This is a genomic window from Steroidobacter sp. (genome assembly GCF_036406195.1).
Lineage (GTDB): Bacteria > Pseudomonadota > Gammaproteobacteria > Steroidobacterales > Steroidobacteraceae > Steroidobacter.
Genome location: NZ_DASWVW010000061.1, coordinates 401061 through 416424 on the forward strand (window position 1 = coordinate 401061; position 15364 = coordinate 416424).

General features: G+C 63.4%; 14 protein-coding genes. 6 read left to right on the top strand and 8 right to left on the bottom strand.

The features are described from left to right. Positions 1–15: 15 nt before the first annotated feature. The 3 genes from ggt to rsmD form a co-directional block, all read right to left on the bottom strand. Positions 16–1698 carry a gamma-glutamyltransferase gene (gene ggt / locus VGE08_RS25370; protein ID WP_331070729.1) on the bottom strand — a complete coding sequence of 561 codons (1683 nt, stop codon included), beginning with the start codon at positions 1696–1698 and terminating at the stop codon, positions 16–18. A gap of 119 nt (positions 1699–1817) precedes the next feature. After that, positions 1818–2318, bottom strand: a complete 501-nt coding sequence (coaD, locus tag VGE08_RS25375; RefSeq protein ID WP_331070730.1) for a pantetheine-phosphate adenylyltransferase — start codon at positions 2316–2318, stop codon at positions 1818–1820. After that, positions 2315–2977: a 16S rRNA (guanine(966)-N(2))-methyltransferase RsmD gene (gene rsmD, locus VGE08_RS25380; RefSeq protein WP_331070731.1), complete on the bottom strand. Its 663-nt coding sequence runs from the start codon at positions 2975–2977 to the stop codon at positions 2315–2317. The genes coaD and rsmD overlap by 4 nt, the downstream gene beginning before the upstream one ends. Positions 2978–3072: 95 nt before the next feature. Here rsmD and ftsY point away from each other — a divergent pair, with 95 nt between their 5' ends. The 4 genes from ftsY (at position 3073) to rpoH (ending at position 6892) form a co-directional block, all read left to right on the top strand. Continuing rightward, the gene (gene ftsY, locus VGE08_RS25385; RefSeq protein ID WP_331070732.1) at positions 3073–4083 is read left to right on the top strand and encodes a signal recognition particle-docking protein FtsY; all 1011 of its coding nucleotides are present in this window, start codon (positions 3073–3075) and stop codon (positions 4081–4083) included. 23 nt (positions 4084–4106) lie between these two features. Beyond that, a complete protein-coding gene (ftsE, locus tag VGE08_RS25390) occupies positions 4107–4841 on the top strand; it encodes a cell division ATP-binding protein FtsE (RefSeq protein ID WP_349258795.1) in 735 nt (244 codons plus the stop codon). After that, positions 4838–5752, top strand: coding sequence for a permease-like cell division protein FtsX (gene ftsX, locus VGE08_RS25395; RefSeq protein WP_331070733.1), 915 nt, complete (start codon positions 4838–4840; stop codon positions 5750–5752). The genes ftsE and ftsX overlap by 4 nt, the downstream gene beginning before the upstream one ends. Positions 5753–6049: 297 nt before the next feature. Further along, on the top strand, positions 6050–6892 hold the full coding sequence (gene rpoH / locus VGE08_RS25400) for an RNA polymerase sigma factor RpoH (RefSeq protein ID WP_331070843.1): 843 nt from the start codon (positions 6050–6052) through the stop codon (positions 6890–6892). Positions 6893–7005: 113 nt separating this feature from the next. Here rpoH and VGE08_RS25405 read toward each other — a convergent pair whose 3' ends face one another. The 3 genes from VGE08_RS25405 to VGE08_RS25415 all read right to left on the bottom strand — a co-directional run bounded on the left by VGE08_RS25405 (position 7006) and on the right by VGE08_RS25415 (position 9042). Beyond that, on the bottom strand, positions 7006–7674 hold the full coding sequence (locus VGE08_RS25405; RefSeq protein ID WP_331070734.1) for an OmpA family protein: 669 nt from the start codon (positions 7672–7674) through the stop codon (positions 7006–7008). 156 nt (positions 7675–7830) lie between these two features. Then, positions 7831–8298, bottom strand: coding sequence for a DUF962 domain-containing protein (locus VGE08_RS25410; protein WP_331070735.1), 468 nt, complete (start codon positions 8296–8298; stop codon positions 7831–7833). A gap of 444 nt (positions 8299–8742) precedes the next feature. Then, entirely contained in the window at positions 8743–9042 is a 300-nt protein-coding gene (locus tag VGE08_RS25415) for a hypothetical protein (RefSeq protein WP_331070736.1), read from the bottom strand. Positions 9043–9213: 171 nt separating this feature from the next. On the opposite strand from VGE08_RS25415, the gene pdsR reads away from it, so the two are divergent. Both pdsR and VGE08_RS25425 read left to right on the top strand, forming a co-directional pair. Next, positions 9214–9906, top strand: a complete 693-nt coding sequence (pdsR, locus tag VGE08_RS25420; RefSeq protein WP_331070737.1) for a proteobacterial dedicated sortase system response regulator — start codon at positions 9214–9216, stop codon at positions 9904–9906. Positions 9907–9925: 19 nt separating this feature from the next. Then, positions 9926–11998, top strand: a complete 2073-nt coding sequence (locus VGE08_RS25425; RefSeq protein ID WP_331070738.1) for an ATP-binding protein — start codon at positions 9926–9928, stop codon at positions 11996–11998. Between the two features lie 415 nt (positions 11999–12413). Here VGE08_RS25425 and VGE08_RS25430 read toward each other — a convergent pair whose 3' ends face one another. Both VGE08_RS25430 and VGE08_RS25435 read right to left on the bottom strand, forming a co-directional pair. Continuing rightward, the gene (locus tag VGE08_RS25430) at positions 12414–13040 is read right to left on the bottom strand and encodes a YdbL family protein (RefSeq protein WP_331070739.1); all 627 of its coding nucleotides are present in this window, start codon (positions 13038–13040) and stop codon (positions 12414–12416) included. A gap of 67 nt (positions 13041–13107) precedes the next feature. Further along, positions 13108–15282: a hypothetical protein gene (locus VGE08_RS25435; RefSeq protein WP_331070740.1), complete on the bottom strand. Its 2175-nt coding sequence runs from the start codon at positions 15280–15282 to the stop codon at positions 13108–13110. Between the last annotated feature and the right edge of the window lie 82 nt (positions 15283–15364).

Consider the following 15364-nt stretch of genomic DNA (forward strand, 5'->3'; position numbering starts at 1 on the left):
TAGCGCCCGGCCGGGTCAATAAACGACACCGACGCCGACGCCGCGAGGGTCGGAGATAGCTTTGACTTCGCCGGTGCGGCGGTCCCAGGTGACGATCTGCATGTTGCCGGGCTGGCGGGACTCGCGAAGGTTGTGGCCGAACTTCTTCAGGGTGGCCTGTTCGTCGGCGCTGAGCGCGCCGGGCTCGAACGACAGCACGTCGGGCATGTATTGATGGTGATAACGGCCCTTCTTCACCAGTTCATCCGCGGGCGTGCCGTGCAGCCAGTCGAGCGTGGCGAGCAACACCATGCCCATGATGTAGCTGCCGCCCGGCGTGCCGAGCACCATCACGCCCTCCGGTCGCTCGACGAACGTCGGCGTCATGCTCGACAGCGGCCGCTTGCCGGGGGCGATGGCGTTGGCTTCCGCGCCCACCAGCCGGAAACCGTTGGGCACGCCGGCCTTGGCGACGAAATCGTCCATCTCGTTGTTCAACATGATGCCGACGCCGGGCACCATCAGCCCGGAGCCAAAGAAGAAGTTGATCGACAGGGTGCCGGCGACGCGATTGCCATCGGCATCGATGATGGAAAAGTGCGTGGTCTGCGTTCCCGGCGGCGGCGCGGTGATTCCCGGCAACATGTCGCTCGGCATGGCGCGATCCATGCGGATCGAGGTGCGCTGGCCCGCAGCGTAGAACGGGCTCAACAACTGCTCCACAGGTATCTGCACAAAATCCGGATCGCCGAAGTATTGGGCGCGATCGCGATGCACCCGCCGTGCGGCCTCGACCACGAGATGCACGCGCGTGGCATTGTCCAGCGACTCCAGGTCGTAACCAGAAAGAATGTTCAGCGCATTGATCAAGGCGATGCCGCCCGACGACGGCGGCGGTGCGCTGATGATGCGAGCGCCGTGATATTCGCCGTACACGGGCTTGCGTTCCTTGACCTGATACTCGGCGAGATCCTGCAGCGACCAGATGCCGCCCATCTTCTTCACGCCGTCGACCAGTTGCTTCGCCACCGCGCCCTTGTAGAACCCCTCGGCGCCGCGCTCGGCAAGCACTGTCAGTGTCTTCGCTAGATCGGGTTGTTTGATGACAAAGCCGACCTCGGGCACTTCGCCCTTGTTCAGAAATACTTTCGCGGCGGCGCCAGCATTGAACGTGTCCTTCTTGGCAACGATGCCGCCACGCAAGCGCGTGTTGAGAGGAAACCCGTCGCGAGCCAGTCGGATCGCCGGCTGCAGCACCGTCTTGAACGGCAATTTGCCGTAAGTCTTGGAAATGTGCTCGAACCCCGCTGGCTCGCCAGGGATGCCGGCAGCCAGCGCAGTGGCAGTAGACCGGCCTTTGACGACATCGCCCTGTTCATCGAGAAACATGTCGTGAGTCGCAGCGCGAGGAGCAACTTCACGCGCATCGACCATCGTCTCGAAACGATCCGACGCGCGATGTAACAACCAGAATCCACCACCGCCCAGGCCCGAGCTGCTCGGCTCGACCACGGCGAGCGCGGCACTCACCGCGACGGCCGCATCGAATGCATTGCCGCCCTGACGAAGAATCTCCATGCCCGCTTCGGTCGCCAGCTGATGCGCGCTGGCAATGCCGGCCTTGCCTGGGCGCTGCGGTTGATCGGCAACGGCCGCCAGCGGCAGCACGAACAATGCAACCAACAGAACACGGACACGAAGCAGCGGTATTACTTTCATGGGATCAAGTTGAGCGCTCTTTGCTACAGCGGTTAGCGGTTGGGGTGAGGGTGGGTCTGAGAAGGAGCCAAATCGCGCCGCCCTTCTGAACCAACCGCTAACCGTCAACCGCTGGCAGGTTAGGTTCGACTGGCGGCGCGCCGCTTGGCCCAGGCAGCCTGCAAGGCAGCCTCGACCTTGGGATGCACGAACTGCGCGACATTGCCGCCAAGGCTCGCGATCTCGCGCACCAGCGTCGAGGAAATGAAGTTGAACTGTTCGGTGGGCGTCAGGAACACGTAGTCGACTTTATCGGACAAATGCCGGCTCATGGTGGCCAACTGGAACTCGAACTCGAAATCGGACACGGCCCGCAAGCCGCGCACCACCACACGCAAGCCATGCTGACGGGCGAACTCGACGGTGAGCCCCGAGTAGCCGGTGATCTCGACATTGGGAATATCGTGCAACACCTCGCGCGCCAGCTCGACGCGTTCATCCAGCGTGAACAACGGCGCCTTGCCGGGATTGGAGGCGACCGCGACCACGACGCGATCGAAAATGCCGGCGGCCCGACGCACCAGGTCATAGTGGCCATTGGTGATCGGATCGAACGTGCCGGGGTACATGGCGCCGGTCATGGCAAAACCTCTTCAGCGGAATGAATGCGGGCGCCCGGAGTCTGCTCTCCGGCAGCGCGCAGCAGATGATAGCCGACCTGACCGGCCTGCTTGGAACGGTACAGCGTCCAGCCCGACGACAGCGGTGGTAACGGCGTGTCAGCCGGAGTTTCGACGTAGATGTGCGCGTTCGGAGCCAGCCAACCGCGCGGCAGCTTGGTGAAGACCGAGGCCAGCAGCGTCGAAGCGAACGGTGGATCGAGAAAAACCACGTCGAACGGCTGCGGCGTGCGCTCCAGGAAGCGCAGCGCGTCTTGCGTTTCAACTGTTGCGCCGGTCGCGCCCAAGCGCTGCAGAGTCTGTGTCAAATGACGGGCGACTTGCGGCTCGCGGTCCACGAATGTGACCGCCGCGGCACCTCGAGACAGCGCTTCGATGCCCAGCGCGCCGCTGCCGGCGAACAGATCCAGGCACCTGGCGCCGAGGATGTGCTGCTGTAACCAGTTGAACAACGTCTCGCGCACGCGATCGGGCGAGGGGCGAATAGCGTCGATGGCAGGAAAGTCGATCTTCATGCCACGCCAGCGGCCACCGACAATACGCAGCCGGTGCGGCGGCTCGCGGGCCGGCCGGGCGGTGGATTTGCCGACGGGACGGCGGTTGCGGGGGACTCTGGCCATGCAGGCGGCGGATGATAGCGCCGGCGGGCGGCGCCGATGCTGGTAGAATTGCGCGCCCTCGATTCGCGTGGGCGAGACCCACCCAGACTGCACGAATGTTCGGTTTCAAGAACAAGCGACCCGCCTCCGACCCGCCGCCGGCCGCCGCCAGCAATGGCAGCAGCACCGGCCCGGGCAATGACGAGCGCGCCGGGCTGTTCCAGCGCCTGCGCGCCAAGTTGAACCGGGGCGACTCGTGGCTGACTTACGATCTGGCCAACCTGATCCCCGGCGGCAAGATCGACGAGGCGGTGCTCGATGAGCTGGAGATGCGGCTCATCACCGCCGATGTGGGCGTGGAGACGTCGGAGAGAATCCTCGCGGCGCTGCGTAAGAAGGTGGCGCGCAACGAGCTCTCCAACCTCGACGCGCTGCTCGAAGCGCTCCGCGAGCAACTCATGGATATCGTTCGGCCCGTCGCCGGACAGATGGTCATCGACAGCAAGCACATCCCGTTCGTCGTGCTCGTGGTCGGCGTGAATGGCGCCGGCAAGACCACCACCATCGGCAAGCTGGCGCGCATCATCAAAGCCGCGGACATGAAAGTGATGCTGGCGGCGGGCGATACATTCCGCGCCGCTGCAGTGGAACAGCTTCAGGTTTGGGGCCAGCGCAATGACGTGCCAGTGATCGCGCAGGCGACCGGCGCCGACCCGGCGGCCGTGGTGTTCGATGCTCTGCAATCCGCGCAGGCGCGCAAGTTCGATGTATTGATTGCGGATACCGCGGGCCGGCTGCACACGCAATCGAACCTGATGGACGAACTGAAGAAAGTGAAGCGCGTGATGGCCCGGCTCGATCCCAGCGCGCCACACGAAGTGCTGCTGGTACTCGATGCCAGCCAGGGCCAGAACGCGCTCCAGCAGGCGAAACTGTTCAACGAAGCGCTCGGCGTGACCGGCGTGGTGCTGACCAAGCTCGACGGCACCGCCAAGGGCGGCATCGTGTTCGCCATCGCCAGCGAGCTGAAACTTCCCATTCGTTACCTGGGCGTGGGCGAGAGCGTCGAAGACTTCGTCGGCTTCGATCCGGCGGCCTTCGTCGATGCCTTGCTCAAACGCGACTGACGCGACCGGACTGACGCGACCGAATGATCCGCTTCGATCACGTTTTCAAACGTTATCCGAATGGCCGCGAGGCGCTCAGCGATCTGTCCCTGGAGATCGACAGCGGCGAGGTCGTGTTCCTCACCGGCCACTCCGGCGCGGGCAAATCCAGCCTGCTGAAGCTCATCGCGCTGATCGAACGGCCGACGCGCGGCCAGCTGATCGTGAACGGCCAGAACGTCAACGGCGTTTCGCGCCGTAAAGTGCCGGCGTTCCGGCGGCAGATCGGCATGGTGTTCCAGGATCACAAGCTGCTGCACGATCGCACCATCTTCGACAACGTGGCGTTGCCGCTGATCATCGCGGGCGTGGGCACGAAAGAGATCGGTAAGCGCGTGCGTGCGGCGCTGGATCAAGTGGGCCTGCTCGGTCGCGAGCAGAGCGTGCCGCTCGAATTGTCGACCGGCGAGCAACAACGCGTCGGCATCGCGCGCGCCGTGGTGAGCAAGCCTCCCGTGCTGATCGCGGACGAGCCCACCGGCAATCTCGATCCCGAGCTGTCTTTGGAAGTGATGAACATCTTCCGCCGCTTCAATGAAGTCGGCGTGACGGTGCTGGTCGCCAGTCACGATCTGTACCTATTGGAGCATTTCCCGGTACGCCGGGTGCGACTGGAAGGCGGCCGCGTCGTCGATGACATCCCCGCCGGCGTGAGCGCGGGCGAGAAGTTGATGGACCCCGCTAAGTTCATCACGGGTGCCGAGGGGGCAGCGCGATGAGTGCCTGGCTGACGCGGCACGCGCAAACGTCCATTGGGTCGCTGGGACGCTTGTCGCAACAGAAGTTCGCGACGCTGCTGACGGTCTTCGTCATCGGCATCGCGCTCGCGCTGCCGGCGTGTCTTCACCTGCTGATCAGCAACGCCCAGATGGCCACGGGCAGTTGGAATAACGCGGTCGATCTCACCGTATTCCTGAAACGGCCGACTTCTGCCGAAGAGGCGACCCGCACCGCCACGCGCATTCAACAGCGTCGCGATGTGAGCAACGTCGAGGTCATCACTTCGGACAATGCGCTGAAGGAGTTCCGTCGCGACTCGGGTTTCGGCTCGGCTATCGATGCGCTGAACGAAAATCCACTGCCGCACACGTTGGTGGTGACACCTGCCGCCGAGTTCACGACCGCGGCCCATCTGGACAGCCTCGCCGCTGACCTGCGCGAGTTGCCGTCCGTGGAAATCGTCCAACTCGACACGGCATGGGTGAACCGGCTGAACGCCATTCTCGATACCGTGCGTCGTGGCCTGGTCGTCGCGGCGGCGTTGCTGGCCATCGGCGTGATGGTCATCGTCGGCAACACCATCCGGCTGGACATCCAGAACCGGCGCGCCGAAATCGAGGTGACCAAGCTGGTCGGCGGCAGCGACGCCTTCGTGCGCCGGCCGTTCCTGTACAACGGCATCTGGTATGGCCTGGGCGGCGGCCTCATCGCCTGGCTCATCACCCTGGCGGTCACCGGCATTCTGCGCGAGCCCATCGGCCGCCTCGCCGGCTTGTACGGCAGCGCCTTCGAGCTGGGCGGCCTGGACCCGAAATCCACCCTGATTCTGCTCGGCGCCGGGATCGTTTTGGGCTGGCTGGGGTCTTATCTGGCTGCCAGCCGGCATTTGCGGGCCATCGAGCCCACCTGACCAGCCCTGCCGGCGACCCGGGCGCCGGATCCGCTGCTTTTCCCGACTACTCATGCTCGGTCACGGCTTTCGTGACTGGCATTCACGGGCGTCCGGAAGGCAAAAGCCTCAGTACAATCAATAACTTATCCAGGCACAATCTCGATGGAACCTGGGGCCTCCGGCGGAACTTTCAAGGCGGCTTAGCACTCAAACCTATCGATTGCTAAACTTCTGACCACTTATAGGAGGGGAATCTTCGACATGACAACTGCGCTTGTTCGCTCAAGCACTGAACTGGCAGGTCAGGCTCCTTACATGATGCTGGCCGGCCCGGTCGGCAGCCTCGATTCGTACATCGAGCGTGTGTCCCGCATTCCGGTGCTGTCCCGCGAGGAGGAGCTGGATCTGGCTCGTCGTCTGCGTAATGACGAGGATCTGGACGCCGCCCGCCAGCTGGTTCTGTCGCACCTGCGTTTCGTGGTGCACATTGCCCGCGGCTACAGCGGCTATGGGCTGCCCGTTGGCGACCTGATTCAGGAAGGCAACGTCGGCCTGATGAAGGCGGTAAAGCGCTTCGACCCGGAAGTGGGCGTGCGGCTGGTCTCCTTCGCGGTGCATTGGATTCGCGCCGAGATCCACGAGTACGTGTTGCGCAACTGGCGGCTGGTGAAGATCGCCACCACCAAGGCGCAGCGCAAGCTGTTCTTCAACCTGCGCAAGTTCAAGAAGAACCTGGGCTGGCTGACGGACGTGGAGACCAAGCAGATCGCTCACGACCTCGGTGTCAGCACCGCCGAAGTGACCGACATGGAACAGCGGTTGAGCTCGCGCGACCTGTCCTTCGACCCGGCCCCTGATGCCGACGACGAAGATGGCAGCGCGTACTCTCCGTCGGCCTACCTGCCGCACCCGGAAGCCGATCCGTCGGTGGCCGTGGAACGCGAGCAGTGGGACGAGGACACCGCGGAGCGACTGTCCCAGGCGCTGGAAACGCTCGACGAGCGCAGCCAGCACATCCTGCGCAGCCGCTGGATGCAGGAAGAAAAATCGACCCTGCACGAGCTCGCCGACAAGTACGGCGTGTCCGCGGAGCGTATTCGCCAGATCGAGGCGAATGCGATCAAGAAGCTGCGTAACCTGGTAGCAGACGCCGCATGAGCGAAATGAACTGAACGAGTCTCATGAACCGTGTAGACCAAAGGGCCGGACGCCTGAAAAGCGCCGGCCCTTTTCTATTGTCTATTGCGAAGGATCGGGTCTATCGACGTTGATCAGCTCTTTGTGATCGGCACGATCGTCATTTCGACGCGGCGATTCTGCGCGCGACCCGCTTCCGTATCGTTGGATGCGATCGGATACGCCTCACCCGCGCCCACCGTGAGCAAGCGCTGGCTGCTGATGCCCTGGCCCGCCAGATAGCTCGCCACCGACTGGGCACGGCGCTGTGACAGCTGCTGGTTGTACTGATCGCTACCCGTGCTGTCGGTGTGACCCGCCACTTCGATGACCGTCTTGTCGTATTCCTTCAGCACCATGGCCACGCCGCCGAGCGCGTTGTAGAACTGCGCATTCAAGTCGGCGCTGTTGGTGGCGAAGGTAATGCTGCTCGGCATGTTCAACGTGATGTTGTCGCCCACGCGCGTGACGCTGACGCCCGTCCCTTCGAGCTTCTGCCGCAGCTTCGCTTCCTGCACGTCCATGTAATAGCCCACGCCGCCGCCGGCCAACGCACCCACGCCGGCACCGATCAGCGCGTTCTCCAGCTTGTCGCCTTTCGTGAGCAAGCCAACCACTGCACCGGCGGCGGCACCGATGCCCGCGCCCTTGACGGCCTTGCTGGTTTGCGTCTCGCGGGTATACGGATTGACCGTGGTGCAGCCTGCGGCGAGACAGGCGACGACGATGCCGACACCGGCGAGCTTGGAAAAACGATCGACCATGTGAGTTCCTCTGAGCATTTCGCCCCTTTGAAAACCGGATGGGAGCACAACCTGGACCACTACTATGCAGTATGCGAGTCCGTGGCGGTCAGCCTGGAAAAAACGGACTGAACCGCCACTGAATGCGTGAGTGTGAGTCGCTACCGCAAGCGGAAACTAGTATGGGATTCGCAATTTACGATAGATGAAGCTGAGCAGCCAGAGCGGACCGATCAGCAGAAACTGAATGTCTTTGAAAAACGACGGTCGCTTGCCTTCCACATGGTGCCCGATGAACTGCCCGATCCAGGCCACCACGAACAACGCCAGGCACACGCTCCACAACGGCCCGGGCAGGCTCTGCAAACCCACGATGGACAACATCACCAGGCCGACGAACAGCGCCATACCCAGCGCAAGCGACACCGACATCACCAGGTAATACAACACACCCGCCAGCAGAAACAGCGAGCCCCAATTCAACAGCGGCGATATCTCCTGCCAGGCCCGCGGCGTCGGCAGCGACCACAGCATCCCGATCAAGCTGACCACGATGATGGGCACGCAGATCCAATGCAACGTCTTGTTGGTGGCATTGCGATGGCTCTCGCCGTATTCCTGCAACCATTGCTCCACGGTGCGCATCGATCCCCCTAGCTATCGGGCATTCCCAATGCATCCGTACACGCTACCTCGGCCAGCCGCCAGCCACAAGAACGCCGAACACAGACGCGACGCACCCTGTGACTCCGTCTTCAATCCCTCCCAAGCCAAGCGAACGCGTCGGCGGCGACGGGAGTGACCTCCCTCCTCCCGGCAGCCTCGATCCAACATGGATGTTGGTCGGGCCAGCAGCCACACGGGCTCGGCGGTACTTTCAGCGAAGCACGGCTTCGCTCCGCCGAGCGGGTGCACAGGGATGTGCACCCTGGGCTTGCGCGGAGCAGGGACTGCGTAGCGCAATGGGCAAGCAGCGCCGCCCGCGATAGCGGGCGGCGGCGGGTGCGCGGTGCCGTCACTTCCGGCGCCGCGAGCCACCGAGGTCGCTCCCGGCAACGCAAGCCACCGAGGCATCTCCAACACCCCAACTCACAAGTCGACGCTGAACCGAGCAGCAAACGGCAACAGCTCTTCCTCCTCAACAACGTGCGCAAGTTTGGCCCGCGGTGGGGAGACGCGCTCTTCCAAGCGCGACGACGTATCCCAGCAAATGATCAGCGCCACCAGCGACAACCAAGCCCATGCCCGCTCGCGACGCTGACGATCTCGGGCCTGCGTCCGCAGGCTCGGTGCGCGGTCATTCATCCAGTGACGGGGCGACTGCAGCGCAGACTGCGGCTGCGAACCAGCGCGGACTCGGGGAATGGCAGGAATCGGTCTCTCGATCATGGCGGTTCTCCAACGCCGGCTAGATCCGGCGTGGCGCCATTACCGCTCCGAAGCTCGGACAGATGGCCGCTGACAGAAGGCGCCCCTCGGGCAGATTGTGATTAATTGTGGCCCTGTCAGTGAGCCGCTCCAGCGGCGGTACACTGTGCGCACGTGACAGGGACCCCATCCATGAAGAAAGTGATCGCCATCGTCGAGGACGAGCCCGCCATCCGGGACAACTACGCCGCCGCGTTTCAGCGCCACGGCTACTCGGTGCGCACCTACGGCACTCGCAAGGAAGCCATCGAAGCCTTACGCGCCCGCCTGCCCGACCTGGCCGTGATCGACGTCGGCCTGCGCGACGAACCCGAAGGCGGCTTCGAGTTGTGCCGCGAGCTGCGCTCGATGTCCGCCGAGTTGCCGATCATTTTTCTCACCGCTCGCGACAGCGAGTTGGACGCCGTGTCGGGCCTGCGCCTCGGCGCGGACGACTACCTGACCAAGGATCTGTCTCTCACTCACCTGATCGCACGCGTCACCGCCCTCTTCCGTCGCATCGACGCCCTCACTCAGCCGTCGAATCGCGATCAAGTGATCTCGCGCGGCGCGCTCATGATCGACGCCGCGCGACTGCATGCAACCTGGCAGGAGCAGCCGCTCGGCCTGACCCTGACCGAATTCTGGATCGTGCACGCGCTGGCGAAGAATCCCGGCCACGTGAAGAACCGCCAGCAATTGATGGACGCCGCCAACGTCGTGCTCGACGACAACACCATTACGTCGCACATCAAACGTATCCGTCGCAAGTTCCTGGCCATCGATAGCAGCTTCGACAATATCGAAACCATGTACGGCATGGGCTATCGCTGGAAGGAAGCCTGAGGCTCGAGCCAACGCCAGGATGTCTCTTCGCACCAAGCTGCTGCTGCTCAGCCTGCTGACGCTGATCCTGCCGTGGGCGGGCTGGAAATATGCGCAGCAGATGGAGACCACGTTGCGCAGCGGCCAGGAAGCCGCCTTGCTCACGACAGCCGATGTGCTCGGCCGCGTCGTGGCCAGCGAGCCTGAGCTGCTGTATCGCGTCGGCCAGGCACGCGACACATTCGATCCATCACGTGGCGATTTGTTTGCACCGTTGCTGCCAACGCAGCCACTGATCGACGGCTTCGCCGACGAGTGGCCGCAACCCTCGCGGCCAGTGCCAGGATTCGGGAACACCAGCCCCGAAGAGCCTTTGCTGCGACTCGGTGTGCACGGACGTTCGATGCATTTCTTCGCCGAGATCCAAACGCCACGACGCGCCTATGAGGTCCCCACTGCCAGCGGCGCCGTCCCCGAACGCGGCAACGACCGGTTGATCATCCTCACTCGCGATGAATTCGGCCGCGAGCGCGCCTGGTCGGTCGGTGCGCTGGCGCCAGGTCCAATCATCGTGCGCTCCTGTGACATCGGCTCGCCCTGGCGTCCGCACGCCGACGACATGCCCTATTTCACGGGCGTATGGCGAGAGACAACCACCGGCTACGCCGTCGAGCTACGCGGCCCGCTGAATCTGTTCGGCACACAAGTCGCCGTCTTCGCGCTCGACAAGGACAACACGAGAATTTCAGGCACGCAGGGCCTCGCCTGGCTGCATACCGGTTCGGAAGCATTGAAACAACGGCTGGAACAATATGCCCCCGAGCACGTGCGCGTTTCAGTCGTCGATGTGAATGGGTGGCTGCTTGCTCGAGCAGGCTCCGTCACGGTCAATGCCTCCTCCACCTACCCCGGGCTGCAACGCAACGAAGACGGCTTCATGCGTTCGATCTATCGCGGTTTGTTTCCAAGCAGCTCGGTGCCTGCACAATCCTACGGCCTGCCCTACGGCATGTGGGGCGCACCCGTGGATGACGCGCGAGCCGGCAAGAATTCGGCGATCTGGTTCGACCAGGCCGGCGGTGAGCCTTCGTTGGTCCGCGCCGCGGTGCCCGTGCGTTTCGGCGATGAATTGCTGGGTGCCCTCGTGGTCGAGCAGCCGGGAGAGCAACTCGTACTGGTGCGCGAGCTTGCGCTGACTCGTCTGCTCAATCTCACTTTGGTCGCAACGCTGTTCGCAGTGATCGTGACGTTGGTGTTCGCCGCTCGGTTGTCACATCGCATTCGCCGCTTGAGCCGTGCCGCCACGACTGCGCTCACCGCGGAGGGTCGCATCGAACACAGCATTCCGGGCACTCAAGCAAGAGACGAGCTTGGCGCACTCGCCCGCAGTTACGACACCCTGCTGGGCCGCGTGAAGGAGTACACGGTGTATCTGCAAACGCTCGGCACCAAGCTATCGCACGAGCTACGCACACCGCTGACCATCGTCAGCTCCTCGCTCGACAATCTCGTGTCGGAGGAAACATTGCCTCCGAACGCGCAAAGCTATGTGGACCGCGCGCGCAGCGGCACGAATCGCATGCACGCCATCCTGACTGCATTGAGCGAAGCGACGCGCGTCGAGCAAAGCATCGAACATACCGACCGGGTGCGCTTCGATCTGGCCGAGCTGGTCCGAAACATGGGACAGGCGTATCGGCAGACCTTTGCCAGCCATCGCATCGAAACCCAGGTGCCGTCCGAGCCCTGCATGGTCGACGGCTCGCCGGACTTGATCGCGCAGCTGCTCGACAAGCTGATGGACAACGCCGCGGGCTTCACCCCGGCCAACGGGCGCATCACGCTGACGCTGGATGCCGGCCCCCGCGAGTACAAACTCAGCGTCAGCAACGAAGGCCCACCCTTGCCGCCGCAGCTGGACGGCCGCCTGTTCGAGTCGCTCGTGAGCAGCCGTGGCAGCAGCGATGGCAAGCCGCACCTCGGGCTCGGCCTGTACATCGTGCGCCTGATCGCCGACTTTCACGGGAGTCGCGTTACCGCAACAAATCTTCAGGACGATACCGGCGTCACCATCGTCCTGGAGATTCCAATGACTTACAGCCCGGCCGTGTAGGCCTATGGCCACAATGGCGCAGGGCGTCGGAAATTCTTACAACCACTTAAGCGCCTGCGCCGAAATAATAGTTGCGCAAGCGCGACGATTAGGACTAAGTTCCTGTCCTGGAACGCAGCGCACGCCGGTCGGCATGTGACTTGCTTTGATAGGTCCAACGCCGCCCTTTACCGGGCGGCGCAAGTGGCAGAGAAGCGGGGATGGCACCGCGAGGGGAGTGGGATCGAATCACAAGCGACAGGGACGCGCAGCCTTCCGTCCTGGCGATTGCCGGGCGAGGCGGGAGCTAGAAGGGTTGAGCGACAGCGACGTTTCCAGATTTAGCCGGCGCCACCAAACAACTCGAAGACTCGTCGACACGGAAACGAAAAGCCCCGCGAATGCGGGGCTTTTTTTTAGACCTGCCCGGGGGCGCTCATTTCTTTTTCCAGGCGCCGTTCTGGTCCTGGAAATACCAGCCGGGGGCCGCCTTGCTGGCCCAGCGCTCGGCGAACGTGGTGCGAATGTCCATTTCCCATTCCGGGTGACCATTGGCGTTGGCAATCTCGCGGTACAGATTGGCGCGGTCGGCATTCTCGTCCGCGACCAGCTTGCGCACGGAATTGCGCTCGGGCAGCGGCACCAGATTCTGATCGCGCACTTCCACGAGTCCATCGCGCGTCAGTCCGATGGCGCCGGAGTCGTAATACTTCTTCAGTTGCGCATGACGCGCTTCCATGGATTGCGTGAGTTGACGAATCGCGGGCGTCGATACGTTCAGATCGGCCTGCGCCGCCTGCGCGGCAGGAACCAGCAGGTTCAACACGGAGTGCGCGGCAGCCAGCAGCACGTCTTTCGCTCGATCCGGCGCGACGGCGCCACGCTTGTCGTTATCGTTGGCTGGCGGCTGGCCGCTCCCGCCCCAGATGTCATCGATGATCTTGTCGGCAGCCTTCTCGGCCGCGGCGGCCGGAAAGTACACATTGATGGTGACGCACGCGGCCACGGCCAGGCACGAGACCAGCGCCAGCAGCGTGCTGAATTTGAACGAAGCAGAACGCATCATGAAGCTCCTTGGAACGGCAAGCCAGATTACAGTCGGTGGCTTGCAAACCGTCAATGCTAGTTACTCATTGCACGACCGGGCCACCGGACGCGGTAACCGCCATCAGCTGCTGCACCAGGCGCGGCCAGTCCACGCGCTTCGAGCTGCCGATGACGTCGATGCGCGGCAGACCCCTGCCTTTCACCAGGTAGTAAGCGCCATTCGCGGCCGGCGCCACGCCATCCATGATGCACACCTCATTCTCCAAGCGGCAGGAAATGCCCAGCCGGTCATAGTTGAAGTCGTCGAAGAAGCGCATGAAGCCGCTCGATAGCGCCGCCGTCACGCCGGCCCCACCACCGCCCATGCTGCCGATGTTTTCCACGGCGCGCTGACTGATGCGATGGCGCGAGCGATCGTTCGGCGGCGTATGCAGCCGCGCATCGAACGCGATCGGCGTCCAGTTGAACAACTGCAATCCATTAATGGCGCCGGACAGCCGGCCGGTGATGCGACCGAAGGAGAATGCACTGGTCATCGGCTCCAGATCGAGATTGTCGAGGGTGATACTCGAATAGAAGCGCGGCCACTGACCGAACGGCTGCTCCAGGCGCAGATCGCTGATGGTGACCTCGCCATCGAAGACCTGCGCATGCAACGTCGTTCCCAGCGTGATGATGCCCTCGCGCATGCGCAGCTTTGAAATGACACCACCGACGCGTCCACCGAACTCCGGCCAGCCGAAGGCCTTGCAGAGCTGCTGGACGCTGACCGGCTGCAAGGTGGCATCGACCAGGAAGGCCACCGAAGGCAAGCCGGCATTGCGCACCCGGAATGTTTCCAGATCGATGGACCCATCGAGTAACGGGATGCGCCCGGGCTGCGTCAGCCGGAATTGCCGCCCGAGCGTGGTGAAGTTCAATTCGGTGGCGCCGAGCTGCAGGCCCAGCAATGACCCTCCTTGCCACGTCAGCTGCGATGGCTCGACGTTCATGGCGCGCGCCGGCGAAGTATCGTCATCGTCGTCTTCGCCGGATGCTTCTGCGAGCCAGTGCCACTGGCCAGCGAGACCCGACAGGCTGAGATTGCCGACGCCATCGTCGACCGTCACATCCTTGAAACGCAGATCGATGTGCCGCGGCTGGCCGTCGGCCATCGAGATCTTGCCGCCGATGCTTCCCGCGGTCTGCAGCGATCGGAAACTCGTATCGATCAGCAACGGCTGCAAGTAGCTTTCGTAGGCGCCGGGGAAGGTGAGCGCGGCCAGATCGAGCTCGAGATCCCGCAGCGGTTGCTCCAGATCCAGTTGCAGATACCCATGGCCCGAGGCCTGCGCAACATCGGCGTGGTCGAGCGAGAAATGCTCCAATGTCAGCGACGATCCCTGGGCGAGCTTGCCTCTCGCGCGCATCGAGATCGCATGCACCGACAAGTCAACGAAGATCGGCTGCGCGAACGCTTGCCCTTGCGACGACTGCACGGCGACATCGAACTGCCACAGCTCCGACGAACCTCGCACGCTGGCTTGCATTTGCATCGAGAGCTTGTCGCTCGCCAGGCTGCCGCTCTCATTGTTCGCGGTGAGCTCCAATAGCGCGCCATCAATCTTCGCTTCAGCGAGCTTTGCTTCGGAGCCGCGCGCGCTGAGGGTGAGATCGGCCAATCCGGAGGCAGTCACTGTTGGCAGGGGCACCTTCAGATCGGCAGCGAGCTTCACCAATCGTTCGATAGGGACACGCTGCAAGCGCGCAGTCGCACTCCAATTGGCGTCGCGCAGCGATGCCTGCAGCGCCACGCGACCATCGCCGACGCGCAAGCCCCGCACATCGAAGTCGAGCGCACCGTCGGCACGTCCATAAACCAGCTTCGCATCGAGAGTCTGTTTCCCCAGCATCGGCCAGTTCGCAAGCACGCGCGCTTTGCTACATGCGATCACGTCGTCGCGCAGGTCGAGCGATGGGCATTCGATGCTGACATCACTGAGCGTCTGTTCGAACCCAGCGACGTGCAATCGACCGACTCGCGCTCGCACCAGCGCGCGGTCCTCCGGCCATCCCAGATCCACCACCACATCGTTCGCAGTCCAACCGTCGCCGGCGATATGCTCGATCTGCAATGTCACATCGTCGACGGCGCGCACGGCGGTTGCGAGCGCGACGCCGCCAACGATCATTGCAACGACGCCGGCCTGACGAGCACGCCAGCCCCGAAGTCGATGCGGTCGCCATTGCGATTGTTTCAAGCCGGGGTCGCTCGTCATCGGCGGCATCATGAACACCGCCACTCAGGGCGCCAAGCGCCGCGCCGACCCGTCCGTCCAACGAGCCATTTGACAACGTTGT

Excerpts from the sequence above, each read along its gene's own strand:
- rsmD (WP_331070731.1), bottom strand. The coding sequence starts at position 2,977 with ATGGCCAGAGTCCCCCGCAACCGCCGTCCCGTCGGCAAATCCACCGCC.
- VGE08_RS25410 (WP_331070735.1), bottom strand. The coding sequence starts at position 8,298 with ATGCGCACCGTGGAGCAATGGTTGCAGGAATACGGCGAGAGCCATCGC.
- VGE08_RS25425 (WP_331070738.1), top strand. The coding sequence starts at position 9,926 with ATGTCTCTTCGCACCAAGCTGCTGCTGCTCAGCCTGCTGACGCTGATC.
- VGE08_RS25435 (WP_331070740.1), bottom strand. The coding sequence starts at position 15,282 with ATGACGAGCGACCCCGGCTTGAAACAATCGCAATGGCGACCGCATCGA.
- rpoH (WP_331070843.1), top strand. The coding sequence starts at position 6,050 with ATGATGCTGGCCGGCCCGGTCGGCAGCCTCGATTCGTACATCGAGCGT.
- coaD (WP_331070730.1), bottom strand. The coding sequence starts at position 2,318 with ATGACCGGCGCCATGTACCCCGGCACGTTCGATCCGATCACCAATGGC.
- pdsR (WP_331070737.1), top strand. The coding sequence starts at position 9,214 with ATGAAGAAAGTGATCGCCATCGTCGAGGACGAGCCCGCCATCCGGGAC.
- ggt (WP_331070729.1), bottom strand. The coding sequence starts at position 1,698 with ATGAAAGTAATACCGCTGCTTCGTGTCCGTGTTCTGTTGGTTGCATTG.
- VGE08_RS25430 (WP_331070739.1), bottom strand. The coding sequence starts at position 13,040 with ATGCGTTCTGCTTCGTTCAAATTCAGCACGCTGCTGGCGCTGGTCTCG.
- ftsY (WP_331070732.1), top strand. The coding sequence starts at position 3,073 with ATGTTCGGTTTCAAGAACAAGCGACCCGCCTCCGACCCGCCGCCGGCC.
- VGE08_RS25405 (WP_331070734.1), bottom strand. The coding sequence starts at position 7,674 with ATGGTCGATCGTTTTTCCAAGCTCGCCGGTGTCGGCATCGTCGTCGCC.
- ftsX (WP_331070733.1), top strand. The coding sequence starts at position 4,838 with ATGAGTGCCTGGCTGACGCGGCACGCGCAAACGTCCATTGGGTCGCTG.
- VGE08_RS25415 (WP_331070736.1), bottom strand. The coding sequence starts at position 9,042 with ATGATCGAGAGACCGATTCCTGCCATTCCCCGAGTCCGCGCTGGTTCG.
- ftsE (WP_349258795.1), top strand. The coding sequence starts at position 4,107 with ATGATCCGCTTCGATCACGTTTTCAAACGTTATCCGAATGGCCGCGAG.